The 21,688-nt window shown below is 70.8% G+C and carries 15 protein-coding genes and 1 pseudogene; 8 read left to right on the forward strand and 8 right to left on the reverse strand.

Annotated features, from left to right (window positions below; translation table 11 throughout):
* Window positions 1-946 (reverse strand): serine/threonine-protein kinase (locus JHN45_RS00005; RefSeq protein ID WP_201047471.1); only part of this gene is annotated, 946 nt, incomplete at its 3' end.
* A 336-nt stretch (window positions 947-1,282) separates the two neighbouring features.
* Here JHN45_RS00005 and JHN45_RS00010 point away from each other — a divergent pair.
* The 3 genes and pseudogenes from JHN45_RS00010 (at window position 1,283) to JHN45_RS00020 (ending at window position 2,464) form a co-directional block, all read left to right on the forward strand.
* The gene (locus JHN45_RS00010; protein WP_201047472.1) at window positions 1,283-1,882 is read left to right on the forward strand and encodes a DinB family protein; all 600 of its coding nucleotides are present in this window, start codon (window positions 1,283-1,285) and stop codon (window positions 1,880-1,882) included.
* 31 nt (window positions 1,883-1,913) lie between these two features.
* Window positions 1,914-2,204 (forward strand): annotated as a pseudogene (locus JHN45_RS00015) (iron chelate uptake ABC transporter family permease subunit); the annotation flags it as partial.
* 65 nt (window positions 2,205-2,269) lie between these two features.
* Window positions 2,270-2,464: a hypothetical protein gene (locus tag JHN45_RS00020; protein ID WP_201047473.1), complete on the forward strand. Its 195-nt coding sequence runs from the start codon at window positions 2,270-2,272 to the stop codon at window positions 2,462-2,464.
* A gap of 75 nt (window positions 2,465-2,539) precedes the next feature.
* Here the strand turns inward: JHN45_RS00020 and JHN45_RS00025 are convergent, their stop codons facing one another.
* From JHN45_RS00025 to JHN45_RS00045, 5 genes are all read right to left on the reverse strand, one after another.
* Window positions 2,540-4,237, reverse strand: coding sequence for a nitrate/nitrite transporter (locus JHN45_RS00025; protein WP_201047474.1), 1,698 nt, complete (start codon window positions 4,235-4,237; stop codon window positions 2,540-2,542).
* A 203-nt stretch (window positions 4,238-4,440) separates the two neighbouring features.
* On the reverse strand, window positions 4,441-5,400 hold the full coding sequence (locus tag JHN45_RS00030) for a threonine/serine dehydratase (protein WP_201047475.1): 960 nt from the start codon (window positions 5,398-5,400) through the stop codon (window positions 4,441-4,443).
* Between the two features lie 108 nt (window positions 5,401-5,508).
* Entirely contained in the window at window positions 5,509-6,186 is a 678-nt protein-coding gene (locus JHN45_RS00035; RefSeq protein WP_200709017.1) for an AIM24 family protein, read from the reverse strand.
* Between the two features lie 66 nt (window positions 6,187-6,252).
* The gene (locus JHN45_RS00040) at window positions 6,253-7,611 is read right to left on the reverse strand and encodes a CAP domain-containing protein (protein WP_201047476.1); all 1,359 of its coding nucleotides are present in this window, start codon (window positions 7,609-7,611) and stop codon (window positions 6,253-6,255) included.
* Window positions 7,612-7,757: 146 nt separating this feature from the next.
* A complete protein-coding gene (locus JHN45_RS00045) occupies window positions 7,758-9,023 on the reverse strand; it encodes a serine hydrolase (RefSeq protein ID WP_201047477.1) in 1,266 nt (421 codons plus the stop codon).
* A gap of 301 nt (window positions 9,024-9,324) precedes the next feature.
* Between JHN45_RS00045 and JHN45_RS00050 the strand changes: the two genes are divergently transcribed.
* Complete coding sequence (locus tag JHN45_RS00050) at window positions 9,325-11,115, forward strand: M4 family metallopeptidase (RefSeq protein WP_201047478.1); 1,791 nt, start codon at window positions 9,325-9,327, stop codon at window positions 11,113-11,115.
* Window positions 11,116-11,166: 51 nt separating this feature from the next.
* On the opposite strand, the gene JHN45_RS00055 is transcribed toward JHN45_RS00050, so the two are convergent.
* Window positions 11,167-11,910, reverse strand: coding sequence for a hypothetical protein (locus JHN45_RS00055; protein WP_201047479.1), 744 nt, complete (start codon window positions 11,908-11,910; stop codon window positions 11,167-11,169).
* 135 nt (window positions 11,911-12,045) lie between these two features.
* On the opposite strand from JHN45_RS00055, the gene JHN45_RS00060 reads away from it, so the two are divergent.
* From JHN45_RS00060 to JHN45_RS00075, 4 genes are read left to right on the forward strand one after another with little or no spacing between them, the layout of a single operon-like run.
* Window positions 12,046-13,218: an ROK family transcriptional regulator gene (locus JHN45_RS00060; RefSeq protein WP_201047480.1), complete on the forward strand. Its 1,173-nt coding sequence runs from the start codon at window positions 12,046-12,048 to the stop codon at window positions 13,216-13,218.
* Window positions 13,219-13,258: 40 nt separating this feature from the next.
* A complete protein-coding gene (locus JHN45_RS00065; RefSeq protein ID WP_201047481.1) occupies window positions 13,259-15,043 on the forward strand; it encodes a CBM35 domain-containing protein in 1,785 nt (594 codons plus the stop codon).
* 22 nt (window positions 15,044-15,065) lie between these two features.
* Window positions 15,066-17,432: a glycoside hydrolase N-terminal domain-containing protein gene (locus JHN45_RS00070; protein ID WP_201047482.1), complete on the forward strand. Its 2,367-nt coding sequence runs from the start codon at window positions 15,066-15,068 to the stop codon at window positions 17,430-17,432.
* 41 nt (window positions 17,433-17,473) lie between these two features.
* Window positions 17,474-18,688: an SGNH/GDSL hydrolase family protein gene (locus JHN45_RS00075; RefSeq protein ID WP_236583015.1), complete on the forward strand. Its 1,215-nt coding sequence runs from the start codon at window positions 17,474-17,476 to the stop codon at window positions 18,686-18,688.
* A gap of 3 nt (window positions 18,689-18,691) precedes the next feature.
* On the opposite strand, the gene JHN45_RS00080 is transcribed toward JHN45_RS00075, so the two are convergent.
* Complete coding sequence (locus JHN45_RS00080) at window positions 18,692-21,664, reverse strand: helix-turn-helix transcriptional regulator (RefSeq protein WP_201047484.1); 2,973 nt, start codon at window positions 21,662-21,664, stop codon at window positions 18,692-18,694.
* Between the last annotated feature and the right edge of the window lie 24 nt (window positions 21,665-21,688).

Here is a 21,688-nt window from a genome sequence, read left to right on the forward strand (position 1 = left end):
CGGTGCCGACGGCCAGGGCGGTCCCGACGGCCATGCCGCGTCCGCTCCAGGTGGTGCCCGCGCCGCGGAACGTGTCGTAGGCCCGTCGCAGCCGGGGCAGCGGGACGGGCTCGCGGTCCGCGTACGGGTCGTCGTGCAGGATGCGGGTCAGGGCCTCGCGGACCACCGGGCGGGTCATCCGCTCGCGGGAGTTCTTGCGCAGCAGCCCCTGGATCACCTGGGCCAGTGGTCCGGCGCGCGACGGGCTGCGCATCGGGAGCCGGTCCACGCCCTTCAGGGTCGCCTCGGGGCGGCCCCGGTCCCGGAACGGCGGGTGTCCTTCGACCAGCGTGTAGAGGATCGCGCCCAGCGCCCACAGGTCGGCGGCCGGTCCGATGCGCTCGTCGCGGGCCTGTTCGGGGGAGGCGTACGAGGGCGCGGTGAGCCGGGGGACGAGGGTGGCGCCGGCGAGTCCGAAGCCGGTGAGGACGACGGTGCCCCGGTCGCGCACGAACACCTGGCCGGGGCTGAGTTCGCCGTGGGTGATGCCCTCGTTGTGCGCGGCCTCCAGGATGTCGAGCAGTTCGAGGCCGATGCGGGCCGCCCGTACATAGTGGAACGTGCCCTGCTGGGCGAGGAGTTGGCCGAGCGGTGTGCCGTCGATCCAGTCGGTGACGGTCCACAGCGTGCCGGCGTCCTCGACGGCGTCCATGACCTGGGCGACCCGGGTGGGAGCGAGCAGCACCATGATCTCGGAGGTGCGCATGATGGCCGCGGTGGTCCGGCGCGCGCTCTCCTCGTCCAGCGCGGCGGGCAGCGTCACCTGCGTGAGCAGGCACGGGCGCTCGGCGGCCATGTCCTCGCCGTACCAGGTGTCACGGTTCGTCTCGCGATGCGCGACCTCCATGGGCCGGTATCTGCCGGCGACTGACTCGTGTACGGAGACGTGTGTCTCGACCATGGCCATCCCTCGCTGAAACCCCGGGCTCTCACCTTTCACAGAAGTACGGCGGTTGTGATGGGCTGGTTCAAAGGAATCCCAATTCCCCGGTGGTTCTTGCCTTTTATTCAATCGCGGCGGGCGGGGGGCGAGGAAATGCCGTCGGGGAATATCCCTGCCCCGACCTGGCGGTAACCACGGGTAACGGGCAACTTTCCCGTCGCCGGGGCCCTGACCAGGCCCTCTTGCCCTGCCGGGACCGATCCCTGCGCCTGGGGACTTCCCGCGGCTACCTTGCTGTTCCCGGCAGTTCAGATCGGCCGTCGGGCTCAACTGTCAGTGCCGGGTGCGAAACTGCCCGGCATGATGGAACCGAACCCGAAAGCGGACCTTCTCCGGTACCTGCAAGAGGCGCGCGACGCCCTGGTGTGGAAGCTCGACGGCCTCTCGGAGTACGACATCCGCCGTCCCCTGACTCCCACGGGCACCAACCTGTTGGGGCTGGTCAAGCATGTCGCCAGTGTGGAACTGGGCTACCTCGGCGACGCCTTCGGGCGGCCGTTCTTCGACGGGGAGGAGCCGCCGTCCTGGTGGTACACCGAGGAGTCGGAGACCAACTCGGACATGTGGGCCACGGCGGACGAATCGCGGGAACACATCGTCGGGCTGTATCGCCAGGCGTGGGAGCACTCCGACAGCACGATCGCGACGCTGTCGCTCGACGCGGTCGGTCATGTCCCGTGGTGGCCGGAGGAGCGCCGGGAGGTGACGCTGCATCACATCGTCGTGCGCGTGATCTCCGACACCCAACGGCACGCCGGTCACGCCGACATCCTGCGGGAGTTCATCGACGGATCCGTCGGATATCTGCAGGACAAGGGCAACCTGCCACCGGAGGACGAGGCGTGGTGGGAGGAGTACCGGAGCCGACTGGAGCGCGTGGCGCGGGAGGCCGACAGCTGATCCCGCTCTGCTGTGACGGCTGGAGCGCCACATCCGGGAAGCGCGGCTCCCGCGCACCCTGGCCGGACTCCTCGCCGGAGCGGCCCTGGGACTCGCGGGCACCGTGATCCAGGGGCTGACCCGCAATCCGCCGACCGATCCGGGCCTGCTCGGCGTCGACGCGGGCGCGGCCGTGTTCATTGTCTTCGCCATCGGCGTCCTGTCGCTGACCGGGCCCGGCCAGTACATCCGGTTCGGCTTCCTCGGCGCCACCCTCGCCGCCGTGCTCGTCCACGGCATCGGCAGCCTCGGCCGCGAAGGTGCGACGCCGGTGAAGCCGGCGGGGCCGCGTTCTCCGTCCCGGTCTCCGAGGAGAACCTGGCGCTGCTCGACGCCGACCTGATCGTGATGGCATCGATCGGCGTCAAGGCCACCGAGATCACGTCGGATCCGCTGTGCAAGTCCCTGCCCGCGGTGAAGGCCAGCCATTCGGTCGTCTTCTACGACCCGAACCTCAGCCAGGCCTTCGCCACCAGCTCGGTCCTGTCGGTGGGGTACGCGGTGGACCACGTCGGCCCGCTGTTCGCGGCGGCGTTGAAGTAGTTGCGAGCCACGCGGTCACCGATCCGCTGCGGCGGAGCCGTCACGCTCACGCCGCAGCGACGGTCGGTGTTCCGGTCAGGCTTCGAGCGCGGCCAGTTCGCGGTCGACGGCATCTTGGTGGGCCTGCGCGTCCTCGCGGGCCTTCTTCGGGCTCCAGCGGCCCGCCATCACGAACACGAAGGGCAGGAAGAGAACCTGGCCGCCGACACAGATCCACCACCAGGTGCGCCACTCGCCGGGACCGTCCTTCGCGGCCTTCTGCACCTTCGTCCCGTACTCCTTGAGCACCTTCAGCTGCGGCTGTGCCTTCTGTACGACGGCCAGGTCGGCGGGGCCGACCTCCTTGACTGCCTGGGCGGCCAGGGCGGGGGGTGTGGTGGTCGGCGTGTACTTGCCGAGTTCGGCGAAGAGTTGGGGGTGGGCGCCGACGATCGCGAGCGCCGGGGCGGCCTGCTTCTGCGCCGCCGCGACCTCGGCGCCGTGTTCGACGAGCGGGGTGACCGACGTGACGAGCACCGGGATGAACGCCGCCGACACGGCGACCACGATGCGTACCGTCCAGCCCCAGACCGCGAGGCCCGCGGCGGTCGCGGCCGGATTGCGCTTCTCCACGGTCTCGGTGAAGCTCGCCATCCAGGGGGCGTAGGCGATTCCGCTGAACACGCCGATCGCGACGAACAGCCAGGCGAAGGTGTAGTAGTCGGTCGTCGGATGGGTGGCCCGGGAGGCGAAGACCGCGGTCGCCACCACGGCGCCGACCCCGCCGACGATCATGAAGGGCTTGCGCACCAGCAGCCGGTCCGAGAGCAGGCCGGCCACGATCAGCGCGAGGGCGTTCGCTGCCCAGTACCAGTTGGCCAGGCCGTTGGTGCGCTGCTCGCTGTAGCCGAAGGTGGTCGAGAAGTAGACGACGAAGTTGCCGACGGCGGCGTAGTAGAGGAGCAGGAAGACCGCGATCGCGAAGGCGGAGCCGAGGATGTCCAGGCGCAGCATCTGCCGCCACTCGCCGCGTCGTACCGCCTCGGTGTCGAGTCCCTTGGCGCGTGCTTCGACCAGGGCCCGGTCCCGCAGGCTCACCATGATCTGGTCGCGCAGTCCCGGCGACAGCTCGCGCAGGGCGAACAGGGCGACGACGAACACGATCAGCCCGGCCGCCCCGGAGTAGCGCAGCTCGTCCTGCCAGGAGGCGGAGTCGAGGGTGCTGCTGGTCACGGAGGTGACGACCAGGCTGCCGATGACCGGGCCCATCGTCCAGTAGCCCATCGCGGTGGCACGGCCCAGCTGCGGTGAGAAGTCCCGTATCAGCGCCGGGGTCGCGACCAGCACGATGCCCTCGATGACGCTGACGACGGCGAACAGCACCAAGTACGTTGTCTTGTCGCCCGCGTTGGGGAGTCCGAAGAAGACCAGGAGCGCGGCGATCAGCAGTCCGTAGACCACGAGGTTCGCCCGTCCCCAGCGGTCCGCGAGGCCGGCCACGAGGGAGGCGAAGGCCCCGAACGCGTTGCCGATGACCGAGACCCACACGAAGTAGCGGTAGGTCATGTCGAAGTGCGTGATGATCGACGTCGCCACCGCGTACTGGATGTAGAGCATGTAGTAGAGCACGACGGTCGTGACCACCACGATCGCCAGATACGACATGCGTCGCCCGGTGGCCGGATACGCGCCCAGGTCACGGCGGTACAGCCCGGTGAGCGAGCCGCGGGAGTCGGCGCCGGGTGCGTCGGTACCTGGGTTACTCGTGTCAAGAGGTGCGGAAGCGGAAGACATACGACTCCCTTTGAAGCTGCTGGGGACAGGGTGAGCGGCGGGAGGCTGGGGGCCCTTCCGTTCGGCGGAGCGTAGTACCGACTAGTCGGTATGGCTAGATGTGCGACAAGCCTTCGCGCACGGGGTCGAGAACGGGTCGATAACGGGTCGAGAACGGGACCCTTCATGCGGGAAGGCTCGTCGCACCTGCCGTCAACGGCAGGTCAGCGCAGTCCGAAGCGCTCCGACCAGTCCGCGATCTCCCCGGCCGTCGCGTTGCCCCCGCACACCACCAGGCCGAGCCGCGCGCCGTCGCCGACGCGTTCCAGGACCTGCCGGGCGGCGGGCAGCAGACAGCCCGCGGCGGGCTCCGTCCACACCTTGCCGTGCTCGGCGAGGTCGAGACAGCCCCGTACGGCGTCCTGGTCCGAGACGGTCAACACCTCGGTGACCAGGGCCGACACATGGTCGTACGTCAGCTGCGACACGGCCGGCGCGCTGAGCGTGGTCACGATCGAGGACGGGGTGACCGACACCGGGCCACCGGCCGCGAGCGCCGCGGACATCGCCTCGGCACCCTCGGTCTCCACGCCCCAGACCCGGATCCCGGGCCGCCGGGCGTGCAGTGCGGCGGCGACCCCGGCGATCAGCCCACCACCGCCGATGCTGACCAGTACGTCGGTGAGTTCACCGGCGTCGTCCGCGAACTCCAGCCCCACGGTGCCCTGTCCGGCGATCACCAGCGGGTCGTCGAACGGGTGGACCAGGGTCAGCCCCTCGTCCCGCAACCTGTTCACCAGCGCGAACGCGCTCGGCATGTCCTCGGTCAGCCGCAGCGAAGCGCCCGCCGCCTCCACCAGCGCCACGGACCGCGCCGGCGCCGAACGCGGCATCACCACCGTGGCCTTCACGTCCAGCGCCGCCGCCATGACCGCGAGCGCGATCCCGTGATTGCCGCCGCTGACCGCCACCACCCCGGCCGCCAACTCCGCCTCGCCGAGCGACAGCAGCTTCGCCGTGGCACCGCGCGCCTTGAAGGAACCCGTGCGCTGCAACAGCTCCAGCTTCGTCGTGACCGGGACACCGAGCAGCTCCGAGAGCCCCGGGCTCTCCACGGTCGGGGTGCGTACGACGTGTCCGGCGATCCGCTCGGCGGCGGCTTCGATGTCCGAGATGCCGATCAAGGCAGTCATCCTCCCGGCACGGGGCAAGGTGGTCCGTGCCGCCTCCGACCCTGACTCGGAAAGGACCCGCAGGTCAACACGTTTCAGGGTCGGTGCCGGATCGGGACCTCAGTGCTGCTGCGCCTTCTGCGGAGTCACCTCGCTGGGCCGTACGACGACGAACCCCTGTCCCTGGAGCATGAGTTGGACGGCCTCGCCGGAACCACCCCGCAGCATCGACCCGATGGACTGCGAACGGTGCAACGAGGTCTGGAGGTTGGCCGACCAGCCGACCACCGCGTCCGTGTCGACGAACACCGGGTACTGCGGCGAGACGGGTATGACCAGCGGGTTGCCCTCGCAGACCAGACCCAGCTTGCCCTGCCCCGTGAAGACGCTGTTGAACAGGCCGCCGCCCGCGATGCCGGAGCCCTTCACCGTCTTGATCGCGTACGACAACGAGGCGTCGAAACACAGGACGTTGCGGCCGTTGACGGTGAACTCGTCACCGGGGTCGATCTCGACCACGAAACAGTTCTGCGCCTCGTGCGCGAACCACGCCTCGCCCTGGCCGCGCACCGCCATCAGCGGCAGGCCCTCACCGGTGACGGCGCGCTTGAGCATGCCGCCCACGCCCTGGCCCTTGCGCTCGAACTGGAGGTTGCCGCGGTAGGCGATCATCGCCCCCTGGCGGGCGAGCATCTCGCCGTTGACCGCGTACTTGACGCACTTGGCGTTCTCTACGGTCATGCCCGGCGCGGTGGCCGGCTGCACCATGTGCTCACTGGAAAACAGATCACCCTTCATGCGGGCATCCTGACCCGGAAGATCTCATTCCGCCAAGATCGTGGAGGGCTTGACCTCGTCGGATGGTCAGGCGCCGAAGAGTTGCGTCCAGTACGTCCCCATCTGTCCGCCGCCCGCGAAACCGATGCCTATGTGGGTGAAGTCCGGCTTGAGGATGTTGGCGCGGTGGCCGGGGCTGTTCATCCAGCCCTCCACGACCTCGGCGGGGGAGCGCTGACCGCAGGCGATGTTCTCGCCGATCGTGCGCCTGCGTGAACCCGCGGCGGCGGCCCGGTCCCAGGGCTGGGAGCCGTCGGGGGAGGTGTGCGAGTAGAAGGCCCGGGCCACCATGTCCGTACTGTGCGCCTGCGCGGCGGCGGCGAGCAGCGGGTCCACGGCGAGTGGCGACAGCCCGGCCCTCGTCCGCTCCCTGTTGGTCAACTCGACGACGTCGCGCGCCGTTTGGGCCAGGTCGGCGGCGGTGAGCGGCTTCGCCCACAACGCCGTCCAGTAGACGTCGCCGGAGTGAGGGGAGACCGCCTGGGCGAGACCCGCGTGCGTGACGTCCCGTTCGAGCAGTGTGCGGCGGGCCTGTTCGGTGCGGAGACAATAGTCGACGAACTCCGCGGGGGTGCGCGGACCGGAGACCAGGTGCTCGCCGACGGTGAGATAGGCGTATCCGGCGTGGATCACGCGCTGGTACACGGAGGCGCCGTCGCGGCTCTCGGTGCTGAGGTGCCCTGCGGCGGCCATGTCGGAGACGTGGGCCTGCGCGGCCGACACGAGCCGGGAATCGAGCGCGATGGGTGGTGAACCGGCTTTGGCGCGGGCCGAGTTGACCAGGGCGAGGAAGCCGGTCGGGTCGGCGGCGGGGGAGTTGGGGGAGCCCCCGGTTCGCGCGCCGGCGCCCGGCGCGGTGCCCCTTCCTCGCACGGGGCCGGAGGCAGGGGTGGGACCGGGGGCCGTGTCCTCGACGATGTCCACGCCGAAGTCCCGTGCGATGCCCGCGAGTCCGTCGGCGTACCCCTGCCCCAGTGCGCGCAGCTTCCAGCCCGTGCCGCGCCGGTAGAGCTCGGCGAGGAGCAGGACGGTCTCGCGCTGGGGGCGGGCCGGGGTGAAACGGGCGAGCGGACGGCTGCTCGCGTCCGTGACATGCAGGGTGGGTGCGGGCAGGCGGCCCAGCGGTGTGCCGGGGGCGGCGGGGCTGATGACCACGGTGACCCGGGCGGCGCCGGCGCGGAGGCGGGCCGGGTCGACGGTCAGGGTGTCGCCCTGGAGGCGGGCTCCGGTCACGGTCGGCTGGTTGTAGAACACGAAGTCCGCGTCACCGCCGACCTTGCCGCTCTCGTCCGTGATCAACGCCGACACGTCGAACGGGCCGGGCACCCGCAGGGTCATGGCACCGCCCGGGAGGGGCAGGTTGCCGCCCGGCACCAGCTCGTTCATGGCACCGCCCTCGCTGTCCGTGTCCGGGGCAGTGCCCGGTGGGGGAGTTCGCCCTCCACTCAACGTCCCGTCACGGCGAGAGGGTTCCCGCGGGGCGCGGTGGGTGCCGGTGCGCGAGGCTGTCCGGCACCCACCGTGCAGCGCGCTCAGTCCCGGGCGATCCCCGGCGCGATGTCCTCGTAGGCCGTGCGCCGTTCGGTCACGTAGGAGCCCCGGCCGGTGAGCGGCGAACCTTGGAGCGTCCTGGTGCGCTTGCCGCAGAACGCCGACTCCAGGGCGCCCGCCATCGTGTTCAGCACCGTGCCGTTGTTGGAGGTGTTGGCCAGCGCGGTGAGACTGCGGCGGCCGTCCTTCGAGGTGAAGGAGTAGGTGTAGAAACCCTGGACCGCGCCCGTGTGGCCGTACACGGAGACGCCGCACGACAGGTCGCGCCGGCGCAGCCCGAGACCGTAGCGCGTCGTGCTGTTGACCGGAGTCCACCGCTGCATCTGTGCGAGCGCGGAGGCGGAGGTGAGCCTGCCGGAGAGCAGGGCGGAGAAGAAGGTGTTCAGGTCGTGGGTGGTGGAGATGAGCGCGCCCGCGCTCTGGGCCCAGGACACCGTCTGGTCGGTCGCGTCGACCGATTGCGCGCCGGCGCGGTCCTGCGTGAGGTAGCCGTGGGCGTGGCGGCCGGGGATCTTCGTGCCGGGGTGGACGTAGAAGGTGTCGCGCAGCTTGAGCGGCTTGATGACGCGGTTGCGGTACTCGGTTCCCACGGAGTGGCCGGTCAGCTTCTCGATGAGCATCCCGGCGACCACGAAGTTGGTGTTCGAGTACGAGTAGGCGGCGCCCGGCGCGTTGGTGCGCGGGTGCTGCAGGGACAGCCGTACCAGCTGCCGGTAGGTGAAGACCTTGTCGCGTACGGCCTCGAAACCGGAGACCGAGTTCGCGAACATCGCGTTCGTGTAGTCGTACAGGCCGCTGCGGTGGCTCAGCAGGTGCCGCACGGTGATCCGCTTGTCTGGGAGCAGGCCCGGCAGGTAGCGGTCGACCGAGGCGTCCAGGTCGAGCTTGTGCGCGTCGACGAGTTGGAGCAGGACGACGGCGGAGAACGACTTGGTGACGCTGCCGATGCGGAAGCGGTCGGCGTTGTCGATGGCCCGGTGTGTCGTGCGGTCGTCGATGCCCGCGGCGGCCGTGCGGACGGTTCCGTGGTCGTCGACGCGGGCGATCGCTCCGGGTGCGCCCTGGGTCGTCAGGGTGCGCAGCACGGCACGGAGACCCGCCATGTCGGGCGCCGGAAGCGCGACCGCCCGGCTGTCGGCGGTGTCCGTGGTGTCCCGCTCGTGGGTCGCGGCATGCGCGGGTACCGCCGTGAGCGTCACCAGCGCGGCTGCGGACACCGTGGCTCTGCGCAGCGTTCTTGAGACCATCCGGTTCTCTCCCGTTCTCTGTATGCGAGATCTGTCACAGTCGCGCGAGGGAACCTTCTCGCAGCCCGTCACATCTCCACAGGTGTCGCACAGTTGGTCACTCGCTGATCACTGAGCGACGCGGATTTGCAAAGTATTGCCATGAAAGCCACGAATACCGTTCATTTCGGCTTTACATGCACATGACTGATCCGTAAGGGTTTCGCCTCGGGGCCCGACCAGCCCCCTGGGCGCTGTCAACCGCGCCCGGTCTCAAGGCGGTCGGCGATCCCGGCCGTCTCGAAGCGAGGAGCCCTCACCCATGCGTGGATCCCACATACGCGGCCTGGCGGTCGCCGTCGCCGTGACGACGGCCGCCACGGGACTGGCCGGAACGGCCTTCGCGGGACCGGGGACGGACCACGCGGTGGCGGCGACCGGCACCAGCGCCGCGTCCGTCGTCGCGGCCGCGCGTGCCGCCGCCTTCGCGCACGCGGCGGCGACCGGTGTCGTCCAGGGCGACGGGCTCCGGGCCAAGGACGTGATGATCGACCCCGAGGGCGCACGCCATGTCCGGTTCATCCGTACGCACCAGGGCATGCCGGTCCTCGGCGGCGACCTCGTCGTCCACCTCTCCCGCCACCTGGCCTACACCGGGGTCACCAGGGCGGCCGACCACAGCGTCGAACCCGCCACCACACAGCCCGAGTTGACGGCGGCGGAGGCCGAGACCAAGGCCGCGGCCGTCGCCGAGGGCGACGCGGGCACCGCCCGCCTCGTGGTCGACGCCCGCGCCGGCCGGGCCGCCCTCGCCTACCAGGTCCCCGTCAGCGACAGCGACACCGCCGAGGCCACCGGCACCCGCACCGTCGTCATCGACGCGGTCACCGGCAAGGTCCGCAGCAACACCCCCGACAGCGACGAGTTCCTCTCACCCGAACTCCTCGACACCCTGCGCGAGCGCGGCGAGACCCTGAACCCCGCGACCGGCACCGCCGCACAGCCGACCGCGCTCACCGCAGCCACCGCGGCGCGTGCGGTCCACTACCCCGTCACCGCCACGGGCACCGGCACCTCCCTCTTCGTCGGCAAGGTGCCGCTGACCACCACCCGGACGGCACGCACCAGTTACCTCCTCAAGGACCCGACGCGCTGGGGCACCGAGACGCGCGACGCCAAGGGGCAGGAACTGGAGAGCTTCGCGCGCGGCAAGGCGTTCACCAGCACCACCGACAAGTGGGGCAACGGCACCGTCTCGCGCCGCGACAGCGCCGCCGTCGACGCCCAGTACGGCATCACCAAGACCCTGGACTTCTACAAGAAGACCTTCGGCCGCAAGGGCATAGCCAACGACGGCAAGGCAGCCCGCGGCATGGTCCACTTCGGCAACAAGGTCGCCAACGCCTTCTGGGACTCGACCTGCGACTGCATGCTCTACGGCGACGGTGACGGTGACATGTTCAAGAAGCCGCTCGTCGTCCTCGACGTCACGGGCCACGAGCTGACCCACGGAGTCGTGGACGCCACCGCCGAGCTGGAACCGACCCGCGTCGACGCGGACGGCAACCAGTACGGCGAGGCGGGCTCCCTGAACGAGTCCCTCGCGGACATCTTCGGCTCCAACGTCGAGTTCAGCGCCAACAACGCGAAGAACCCGCCGAACTACCTGATCGGCGAGAAGCTCGGCCTCGCCCAGAAGTTCCTGCGCCGCCTCGACCACCCCTCCCTCGACAAGCTCGAAGGCACCATCGACTACTGGTCGCCGCAGACCTACGACGCCGAGGTGCACGCCGGTTCCGGAGTCTCCTCGCACGCCTACTACCTGCTCGCCGAAGGCAGCGGACGCAAGACGATCGGCGGGTTCACCTACGACTCGCCCACCTACGACGGGTCCACGGTCACCGGCATCGGACGCGCCAAGGCCACCGCGATCTTCTACCGCGCGCTCACCCGCTACATGGTGTCCACCACCGACTTCCACGACGCGCGCCTCGCCACGCTGAAGGCGGCGGCGGACCTCTACGGCGCGAACAGCACGGCGTACCAGACCGTCGACAAGGCCTGGGCCGCCGTGAACGTCACGGTCGCCAACACCCCCGCGGCCAGGCACTGACGACCCTCCGGGTGTCCCGCCACGAGCGGGGCACCCGGAGGCCCGGCCGTCTCAGACCCACTGCTTCTCGATCTCCTCGGACACCGTGAACACGGCCTCGCAGGAAGGGCAACTCGCCTTCCCGAACACATACGTCAGCGCGGTCGCGACCTCCGTCTGCCCGAACTCGACCGCCTCGCCGTGCAGCCGCGCGCCGATGCCGTCGAGCGCGTCGGGCACGGCCGGTATCAACTCCGTCCGCCCCTCGGTGTTCTCCTCCTTGCCCGTGCCGGTCACGTAGTCGCCGGCCGAGGTGAAGACGCCGTACGAACCGAACGCGACGTACAGGCCCTCCTCGCACTCGGGGCATTCGAGGTCGTACTCCTCGCTGTTGACACCCTCCAAAGCCTCGGCCCACACACTGCCGCCCTCGAAGGCGAGCACGGCCATCTGCAGATAGACGAAGGTGTGCGCGTCCTGCGTCGGGTCGGCGCGCAACCGGCGTGCGACATCGAGCAGTTGGCCTATCTCGCTCGCATGGCGCTGGTGGCAGTCCTCGTCCGGGTCCGTGGTGATCAGGCCGGCCATGGTGACCGCCTGTATCGGCCCGCCCGGTGCCCGCTCCAGCGCGATGTCGACGAGCGTGGGCATCGCCGCCCAACTCGCGTCGTACACCGACCCCTGGTGACACAGGGAACCCCACAACTCCTGCCACACCGCGTCGTCCTCGGAGCCGCCGAGGCGCGTGAACAGGCCGGGGATGTCCTCGGCGCTGCCGTAGGCGTGGGTCAGCTCGGACCAATCGATCGTCGTCATACGGCGATTGTGCCGCGCGGCACTGACAACGCGGCTCCGGCCGCGGGCGGCTTCGTTAGACCTTCCGTCAACTTGGTCCGAACGAATCCTGCTTCTTTCATTGACGACGGAAAAGAAGGCATCTAGGTTCCGGCCATGCGCTTGATCCCCCACACGGAGTCGTTCCCGGCTCACACGCCCGCCGCCTCACAGGTCTTCACGACTGTGCTGTCGCACGGCCCCCTCACCCGGCTCGAGGTGGCCCGCCGGGCCGGGCTGTCGGCGGCGGCCGTGACGAAGGCGGTCCGGCCGCTGATCGAGGCGGGGTATCTGGCGGAGGGCGCGGACGAGGACGCGCCCCCGGCGCTGGGGCGGCCCGCGAACCTCGTCCGGGTCGACGGCGGGCGCGCGCTGTTCATCGGGGTCAAGGTGACCGGCGACGAGATCATCGGCGTCCTCACCGACCTGTGCTGCCGCATCCGGGTCGCCCGCCATGTGCCGCTGACCGACCGCGAACCCCGGTCGGTGCTGGCCTCGATCGCGGACCTGGCGCAGGAACTCCGTACCGAGGCCGACGAGTTGGGCATCCAGGTGGTCGGCCTCGGCCTCGCGGTCTCCGGTGACGTGGACCGCGGCGAAGGGGTCGTCCGTTACTCGCCGTTCCTGGAGTGGCGTGACGTACCGCTCGCCGAACTGGCCGCCATGACAACGGGGTTGCCCGTCACCGTCGACAACGACGTGCGCGCGCTGACCGTCGCCGAGCAGTGGTTCGGCGCCGGCGCCGGTCTCACGGACTTCGCCGTGGTGACCGTCGGCGCGGGCATCGGCTGCGGACTGGTCGTGCACGGCCGGGTCGTCGCCGGCGCCCACGGAGTGGCGGGCGAGATCGGCCATGTCGTCGTCGATCCCGCCGGACCCCGCTGCCACTGCGGCAACCGCGGCTGCGTCGAGGCGATCGCCGGGGACGCCGCGATCGTCGCCCGCGTCCGCGAGGTGACGGGGGTCCAGGTCGCCGACACTTCGGAAGCCGTGGCCCTCGCCCACCGGGGCGACGCCGGCGCCCGCGAGGTCTACGCGCGGGCCGGGGAGGCGATCGGCCGGGGCATCGCGACTGTGGCCAACCTGCTCGGCCCCGAACGCGTGATCATCTCCGGCGAAGGCCTCGCCGCCTACGACCTGTTCGCCGAACAGATCCGCGACTCCTTCGCCGAGGCCGCCTTCGGCTCCGCCGCCCGCTGCGACGTACGCACCCGCCCGCTGCCCTTCGACGAGTGGGCGCGCGGCGCCGCCGCCACCGCGATCCAGTCCTTCATCCGAGCCGCCGACTAGCCCGCACGATCCCCCTCCGACCCGCACGAGGAGCCCGACGATGTACTCCCTCACGCCCGTTCGCGCCCTGAGAGCCATGGTGGTCCTGGCCCTCACCGCAGGGTTCGCCACCCACCTCCCCACCGCGCACGCCGACACCGCACCCACCGTCGCGGCCAAGCCCTACATGGGCTGGTCGAGTTGGAGCATGCAGTCGTCCAAGTACCCCGGCCTCAACCCGGACGGCGACTACAGCTACCTCACCGAGGCGAACGTCAACAAGCAGACGGACGCGCTCGCCGGCAAGCTGAAGCAGTACGGCTACGACCACGTCAACATCGACGCCGGCTGGTGGATGGACAAGACCTGGAAGTCCGGATTCGACGAGTACGGCCGCCAGAAGGCCGACCCGGTCCGCTTCCCCAGCGGCATGAAGGCCGTCGCCGACCGCATCCACTCCAAGGGCCTCAAGGCCGGCATCTACCTGCCCGCCGGCCTGGAGAAGGGGGCCTACGGCGACGGTAAGACGCCGATCTGGAACGCCGACGGCTGTACCACCGCCGACATCGTCTACAGCGACCTGCGCACCACCAACGGCTGGGACAGCGCGTACAAGATCGACTTCTCGCGGCCCTGCGCCCAGAAGTACATCGACTCGCAGGCCCAGTTGATCGCCGGCTGGGGCTACGACTTCCTCAAGCTCGACGGTGTCGGCCCCGGTTCGGGCAAGAGCGGCGATCAATACGACAACGTTGCCGATGTGGCCGCCTGGAACAAGGCCATCACCGCCACCGGACGCCCCATCCACCTCGAACTCTCCTGGTCCCTGGACTACGGGCACGCCGCCGACTGGAAGAAGTACTCCAACGGCTGGCGCATCGACACCGACGTCGAGTGCTACTGCAACACCCTTGTCAGCTGGGAGAACTCGGTCGACGACCGCTGGGACGACGCCCCCGCCTGGACCGGCCAGGCTGGCCCCGGCGGCTGGAACGACCTCGACTCCCTCGACGTCGGCAACGGCAAGATGGACGGCCTGACCAAGGCGGAACGCCAGAGCTACGCCACCCTCTGGGCCGTCGCCAAGTCCCCGCTGTTCACCGGCGACGACCTCACCCAGCTCGACGACTACGGCCTCTCCCTCCTCACCAACCGTGAGGTCATCGCCGTGGACCAGAGCGACGCGCCGCCCGCCCGCCCCGTCACCCCGTCCGACTCCCAGCAGGTGTGGGCCGCCAAGAACCCCAACGGCACTTACACCGTCGCCCTGTTCAACCTCGCCAGTGCCCCCGCCGCCGTCTCCGCGAACTGGACGACCCTCGGCTTCACCGGCAAGGCCGACGTCCGTGACCTCTGGAACCACGAGGACCTCGGCTCCTTCACGAACAAGGTGACCGAAGCCCTGCCCGCCCACGGCTCCCGCCTCTTCACCGTCACCCCGCACGGCAGCGCCGTCACCTCGACCGCCTACGAGGCCGAGGCCACCACCAACACCCTGAGCGGCAACGCCAACATCGCGGACTGCTCGGCCTGTTCGGGCGCCCACAAGGTCGGCAACCTCTACCTCGGCGGCAAGCTCACCATCAACAACGTCGTCGCCGCCAAGGCCGGTATCTACCAGGTGAAGATCGCCTACGTCAGCGGCGACTCCCGCTCGGTGGCGATCTCCTCGAACGGCAACGGCGCCATCAGCCACAAGTTCCCGTCCACCGGCGACTGGGGGACCGTCGGGACGGTCAGCGTCCCGGTGACCCTGAAGGCGGGCGCCAACACCATCACCTTCGACAGCGGTTCGAGCTACGCACCGGACATCGACCGGATCGACGTGCCCAAGTCCTCCTCCTGAGCCGACCTTTTCGGAGACACCCATGTCCAGCGCACCGTTCGACCTGCCCAGACGCAACGTCCTCGCCCTCGCCGCGGCCACCGGCGCCCTCGCCGGCCTGCCCGCCTTCACCGCCTCGGCCGCCCCTGAGCGACCCGCCAACTCCACCTACAGCGGCGGCCCTTCACGCAACACCCTGTGGTGGCAGGCCCCCGCCGACGACAGCTCGATGATCGAGCAGGGCCTCCCCGTCGGCAACGGCCGGCTCGGCGCTCTCGCCAGCAACGACCCCGGCCACGAGGTCCTCCTCGTCACCGACGCCACCATGTGGACCGGCGGCCTCAACGACACCCTCGACTCGGACGGCCAGTTCCCCTACGGCCGCGCCGACTTCGGCTCCCTCACCCTGCTGGCCCGGCTCACCGTCGACATCCCCGACCACGACCTGGGCGCGGTCAACGGCTACCGCCGCACCCTCGACCTGGAACAGGGCGTGGCGACCACGTCGTACGTCCGCTCCGGAGTGACGTACCAGCGGCAGCTGTTCGCCAGCCGACCCGACGACGTGATCGTCCTGCACTTCACCCAGAACGGCGGCGGACGCTACACCGGAACCGTCGACCTCGCGGGCACGCACGGCGAACCGGCCACGGACGCCCGCTCGTTCGGCGGCACACTCGCCAACGGCCTGCGCTACGGCGCCGCCGTCACCGCCTACGGCAGCGGCGGCAGCGTCACGGTCAACGGCTCGCGCGTCGCCTTCTCCGGCTGCAAGGACGTAACCGTCGTACTGAGCGGCGGCACCAACTACGCGCCCAACTCGAAGGCCCACTACCGCGATCCGTCCCTCGACCCGCAGAAACTGGCCCGCACCAAGGTCGCCGCAGCCGCCAAGCACACGGCGGCCACCCTGCTGCACACCCATGTCGCCGACCACGGCGCCCTGTTCGGGCAGCTGGGCATCTCGCTCGGCACCTCGTCCGCAGACCAGCGCGCCCTGGACACCTGGGAGCGCATCCAGGCCCGCGCCCTCGACGGCGTGCCCGACCCCGAACTCGAAGCCTCCTACCTGCAGTTCGGCCGGTATCTGATGATCGCCGGTTCCCGGGGGAGCCTGCCGATGGGCCTCCAGGGGAACTGGCTCGACGGCAACGACCCCGACTGGATGGGCGATTACCACACCGACATCAACATCCAGATGAACTACTGGATGGCCGACCGCGCCGGACTCTCCCAGTGCTTCGACGCGTTCACCGACTACTGCGTCGCCCAGCTCCCCGACTGGACCGACGTCACCCGCAGGCTCTTCAACGACCCCCGCAACCGCTACCGCAACTCCAGCGGGAAGAACGCCGGTTGGACCGTCGCCATCTCCACCAACCCCTACGGGGGCGGAGGTTGGTGGTGGCACCCGGCCGGGAGCGCCTGGCTGAGCAACACCCTCTGGGAGCACTACGAGTTCACGGGCTCACGCGCCCACCTCGCGAAGATCTACCCGCTCCTCAAGGGCGCCGTCGAGTTCTGGGAGGCGCGGCTGCTCACCACGACGCTGCCCGGCACCTCGAAGGAGGTGCTCATCGCCGACAGCGACTGGTCGCCCGAACAGGGTCCGCTCGACGCGAAGGGCATCACCTACGCCCAGGAACTGGTGTGGGCGCTGTTCGGCAACTACTGCGTCGCGGCAGCCGAGTTGAAGAAGGACACCGGCTACGCGGGCACGATCGCCGGGCTCCGCAAGAAGCTGTACCTCCCGGTGGTCAGCCCCAAGACGGGCTGGCTGGAGGAGTGGATGTCCCCGGACAACCTCGGCGAGACCACCCACCGGCACCTGTCCCCGCTCATCGGACTCTTCCCCGGCGACCGCATCCGCCCCGACGGCTCCACCCCGAAGGACATCGTCGAAGGCGCCACCGCCCTGCTCACCGCCCGCGGCATGGACAGCTTCGGCTGGGCCAACGCCTGGCGCAGCCTGTGCTGGTCGCGGCTCAAGAACGCCGACAAGGCGTACCAGTTGGTCGTGAACAACCTCCGCCCGTCGACCAACGGCAGCAACGGCACCGCCTCCAACCTCTTCGACATCTACCAGGTCGACGTGGGCAACGGCATCTTCCAGATCGAGGCCAACTTCGGCACCCCCGCCGCGATGATCGAGATGCTCCTCTACTCCCGCCCCGGGCATCTGGAACTCCTCCCGGCGCTCCCCGACGCGTGGGCCGCGTCCGGGTCCGTCACCGGTGTCGGCGCCCGCGGCGGCTTCGTCGTGGACCTCCACTGGAAGAACGGGAAGCCGACCGAGGTGAAGATCCGCAGCGTCAACGGCCGGACCACGACAGTGGCCTTCGGCACCACCACCCAGACGGTGCGGCTGACACCGGGCGCGTCCGTCACACTGCGGGACTTCGCGCAGTGACGGCCGGACGGGCACGGTTAAGCCGTGGGCTCGCTCTCCTGATGACGGCCGTGGCTCTCCAGGCCGTGCCCGCACAGGCACGGCCGGAGCCCACCGTCCCTGCGGCAACGACAGCAGCGACAGCAGGGACGGCAGCGACGGCCTCGGCTGGCTCGCACACCGTCGTCACCTGGGGTGCGAGCGCCGACCACATGGGCGACGGAGCGGCCGACCGCGGCTACCGCATGGTCGTGCACACCAGTGTCGCGGGCGGTGAGCTGAGGATCCGGCTCTCCAACGCCTTCGGCGACCGGCCGGTGACCTTCGACAGCGTCTACGCGGGAGTGCAGAAGGAGGGCGCCACGCTGGTGCCCCGCTCCAACCGGCGGCTCACCTTCGGCGGCGGACGGTCGATCACCGTCCCCGCCGGGGCGACCGCCTACAGCGACCCGCTGACCGGCGCACTGCCCGCGGCCACCAACCTGGTGGTCAGCATCCACAGCCCGGACGCGGCGGGCCCCGCCACCGGTCACGGACTCGCCATGCAGACGTCGTACGCGACCCAGGGCGACCACACGTCCGAGGAGAGCGGCACCGCCTGGACCGACACCATCGGCGCCTGGTACTACCTCGACGCCGTCACCGTACGGACGGCCGCGGACACCGGCGCCGTGGTCGCCCTCGGCGACTCCATCACGGACGGCTGGGCGAGCACGACCGACCAGAACCGGCGCTGGCCCGACTACCTGGCCCGACGGCTCCAACGCGCCGACACGACTGTCAAGGGCGTGGCGAACGAAGGGATCTCCGGCAACAAGGTGCTCTCGGACGGCGCCGGACAGAGCGCCCTCAACCGGCTGCAGCGGGACGTCCTGTCGCAGCCCGGCGTCCGCACGGTGTTCCTGTTCGAAGGCGTCAACGACATCAAGGCCCACAGCGGCGTCACCGCCCAGGGCCTGATCGCCGGCTACCGCGAGATCATCGCGCGGGTGCACGCGGCCGGGAAGTGTGTCGTCGGCGCCACCGTCGGACCGTTCGAGGGCTGGTCCGAATGGGATCAGGCGGGCGAGGCGGTACGTCAGGAGGTGAACCAATTCATCAGGGACAGCGGGGAGTTCGACGCCGTCAACGACTTCGACCACATCCTCCGCAGCCCATACGACCACGAAAGGATGCTGCCCTTCTTCGACAGCGGCGACCATCTGCACCCCAACGACAAGGGGATGCAGGCCATGGCCGACGCGGTCGACCTCGCCGGTCTCGACTGCGACCGGTGAACCTCAGCCGGACGCCGTCGCCTCCGGGGTGATCAGACCCTGCCGGTAGGCGATCGCCACCGCCTCCGTACGGCTCGCGGCGCCCAGCTTCGCGAGGATGTTGGAGACATGGACGCTCGCCGTCTTGCCGGTGATGAACAACTCCTCGCCGATCTGGCGGTTGCTGCGGCCGAGCGCGAGCAGCCGCAGCACGTCCTGCTCGCGGGCCGTCAGCGGCGAGGGGCGCTCCCCGGCGTCCCCGCCGTCCGCCGCCGGGTCGCCGAGGCGGCCACGGCGGACGAGAGTGTCCAGCCGCGCGAGCAGGGGCGCGGCACCGAGCAGGGCCGCCGTCTCCCGGGCCGCACGTGCCTGGGCGGCGGCCTCCTCGCGCCGGTCGGCCGCCAACAGGGCTTCGGCGAACCGGAACCGGCAGCGCGCCCGCTCATAGACATCGCCGTAGTCGAACGCGGTCACCGCCTTCTCCCAGGCCGCCGCGTCCGGTCCCGTGGTCGCCCGCGTCCACTCCGCCTCGGCGCGCGCCAGCCACGCCATTCCTTCCGGCCCCTGCGGGCGGTGGCCGTCGCCCTCCTGCGCCACGGCCCGCGCCAGCTCGACGAGTTCCGTCGCGGTCTCCGTCCAGCGCCGCACCCCCACCTCGTCGCCCGTCAGCCGCAGCGCGGCGGCCCGGTCGGCGACCGGGGCCAGGGCGAGGGCGGCGAGCCGGACCGTCAGGTCGGGACGCCGGCCGGAGTCGTCGGTGAGCGCCGCGACCGCCGCGCGCATCGCCTCCACGGCCGCCTCCGGATCGTCCCGCAGGCCGCCGGCGTCGGTCAGCGCGATGCCCGCCACCATGGAGGCCATCCAGTCGAACGGCCCCTCCAGCAGGGCACGCGCCCGGTCGGCGGCCCTCAAGTCGCCGCGCGCCAGCGCCACATACAGCGCGGGTCCCATGGTGAAGCCGCCCATGCGCGGCAACACATTCGCGTCGCTCGTGGCGGCCTTCTCGCACTCGTCCCAGCGACCGAGTGTGTACAGCACCAGGAGTTGGAGGTAGCGCATCTCCAGCGGGTACGGCGAGGACAGCAGCCCGGCACGACGGGCCCGGTCCAGTCCCTCGGTGAGCCAGGGCAGGGACTCCTCCAGGTGGCCGGACTCGAAGTTGCCGATGGCCAGATGGAACAGGGCGCGCATCTCCACGGGCGCGTGCCCGGCCTGCCGGGCCAGCTCGCGGGCCTGGGCGAGCCGCTCGCGGCCCTCCTTCGTGCGTCGGCCGCCTTTTTCGAGCGTGGCCAGCGAGATCAGCAGATCGGCCCGGGCGTCGACCAGTTGGAGTTCCTCGGCGATGCGCAGGGCCTGCCGGGCGACCCGCAGCGCGATCTCGTCCTCACCGACCTGACGTGCCGTCAGTACATGGGTGGCCGCAGCCCACACCCAGGTCCGCGAGGGCGGCTCGGCGGGGATCATCGCGAGCGCCTCGCTGCTGTAGGCGAACGCGGCGGTGAGGCTGTCGACGCCCATGAGATTGCCGGCCAGCGTGTAGCGGACCCGGGCGGCCACCTCGGCGTCCGTGTCCTGGCCGATCCCGGCGAGCGCGGACCGGGTGAGGGAGACCGCGCGGTGCGCGTCCCCGGCGTGCGCCGCCGCAGCGGAGGCGCGCAGGGTGAGGGTCACGCTGTCGATGCCCTCGCCGGACGGCCGGGCCGCCGGGTCGACCGACCGCCACAGGTCGAGGGCGGTTTCGAGATGCCGTAGCTCCTCGGCGGGCGCGCCCACGCGCTCGGCGTGGTCGGCCGCTTCCAGGGAGGCGGCCAGGGCCTCGGCCAGGTCGTGGCTCTCGCGGTAGTGGTGGGCGCGCTCGGCCGCGCTCTCGGCGGGGTGGCCGCGTCCGGCGAGGAGGCGGGCGAACGAGCCGTGCAGCCGGGAGCGCTCGCCGGGCAGCAGATCCGCGTACACCGCCTCGCGGGCGAGGGCGTGCCGGAAGGAGTACGTGTCGCCGTGCCAGGGGACCAGGAGCTGCCGCTCGACGGCCTCCCGGAGTGCCGACTCCAGCTCGTCCTCCGGGAGTTGGACCGCGTCCCGCAACAGGTCGTACTCGACCCGGCGACCCGCGACGGCGGCGGTGCGCAGCACCTGCTGGGCGGTGTCGGAGAGCTGCTCGAAGCGGATCAGCAGGACGTCGGCCAGACCGCTCGGCACCCCGCCCGCCTCCATGTCGGTGGCCGCGAGCAACTCCTCGGCGTAGAAGGCGTTCCCCTCGGCGCGCTCGACGATCCGGCGGACCGTGCCGTCCGGCACCGGGCCCGTGCGCAGCGCGCGCACCAGCCGGGCGACCTCCGCGTCCCCCATGGGCCGCAGCTCCAGGCGCTCCACGGCGGGCAGCCGGACCAGCTCGGCGAGCAGGGGTCGTAGGGGATGGCGGCGGTGGAGGTCGTCCGCGCGGTACGACGCGAAGACCGCGAGGCGGTGGGTGGGCGCCCCGCCCGCCGGGCGCTGGAGGATGCCCCGGCTGAGCAGGAAGCGGAGCAGGTCGCGGGAGGACTGGTCGGCCCAGTGCAGGTCTTCCAGGACCAGCAGCAGGGGCGCGATGTCGGAGAGGTCGGCGAGCAGTCCGGCGATGCCCTCGAAGAGGCGCAGTCGGCCGCCCGCGTCACGGGCCGCGTCCGTGCCGGCGCCGAGCAGCCGGTCGACCGCCGGATGCGCGGCCAGAGCGGCGGCGAAACGGTCGTCGTCGGCGAGCGCTCCGAGGATCTCGGTGAACGGCAGATAGGGCAGCCCCACGTCACCGAGGTCGACGCAGTGCCCGGTGAGGACGGTCATCCCGGCGTCGGCGGCCCGCCCGGCGATCTCGTCCAGGACCCGGGTCTTGCCGACGCCCGCGTCCCCGGCGATCAGCACCGCCCCGGCCGTGCCCGCGCGGGCACGCTCCAGCACACCGGCGAGGCGGGCGACCTCCTCGTCCCGGCCGATGAGCGGCGCTGCTGCTACGGATTGCGACACGCCCCCATCCTGGCACGCGTCACT

Source organism: Streptomyces sp. MBT53 (assembly GCF_016654115.1).
In the GTDB taxonomy this organism is placed as follows: Bacteria; Actinomycetota; Actinomycetes; order Streptomycetales; family Streptomycetaceae; genus Streptomyces.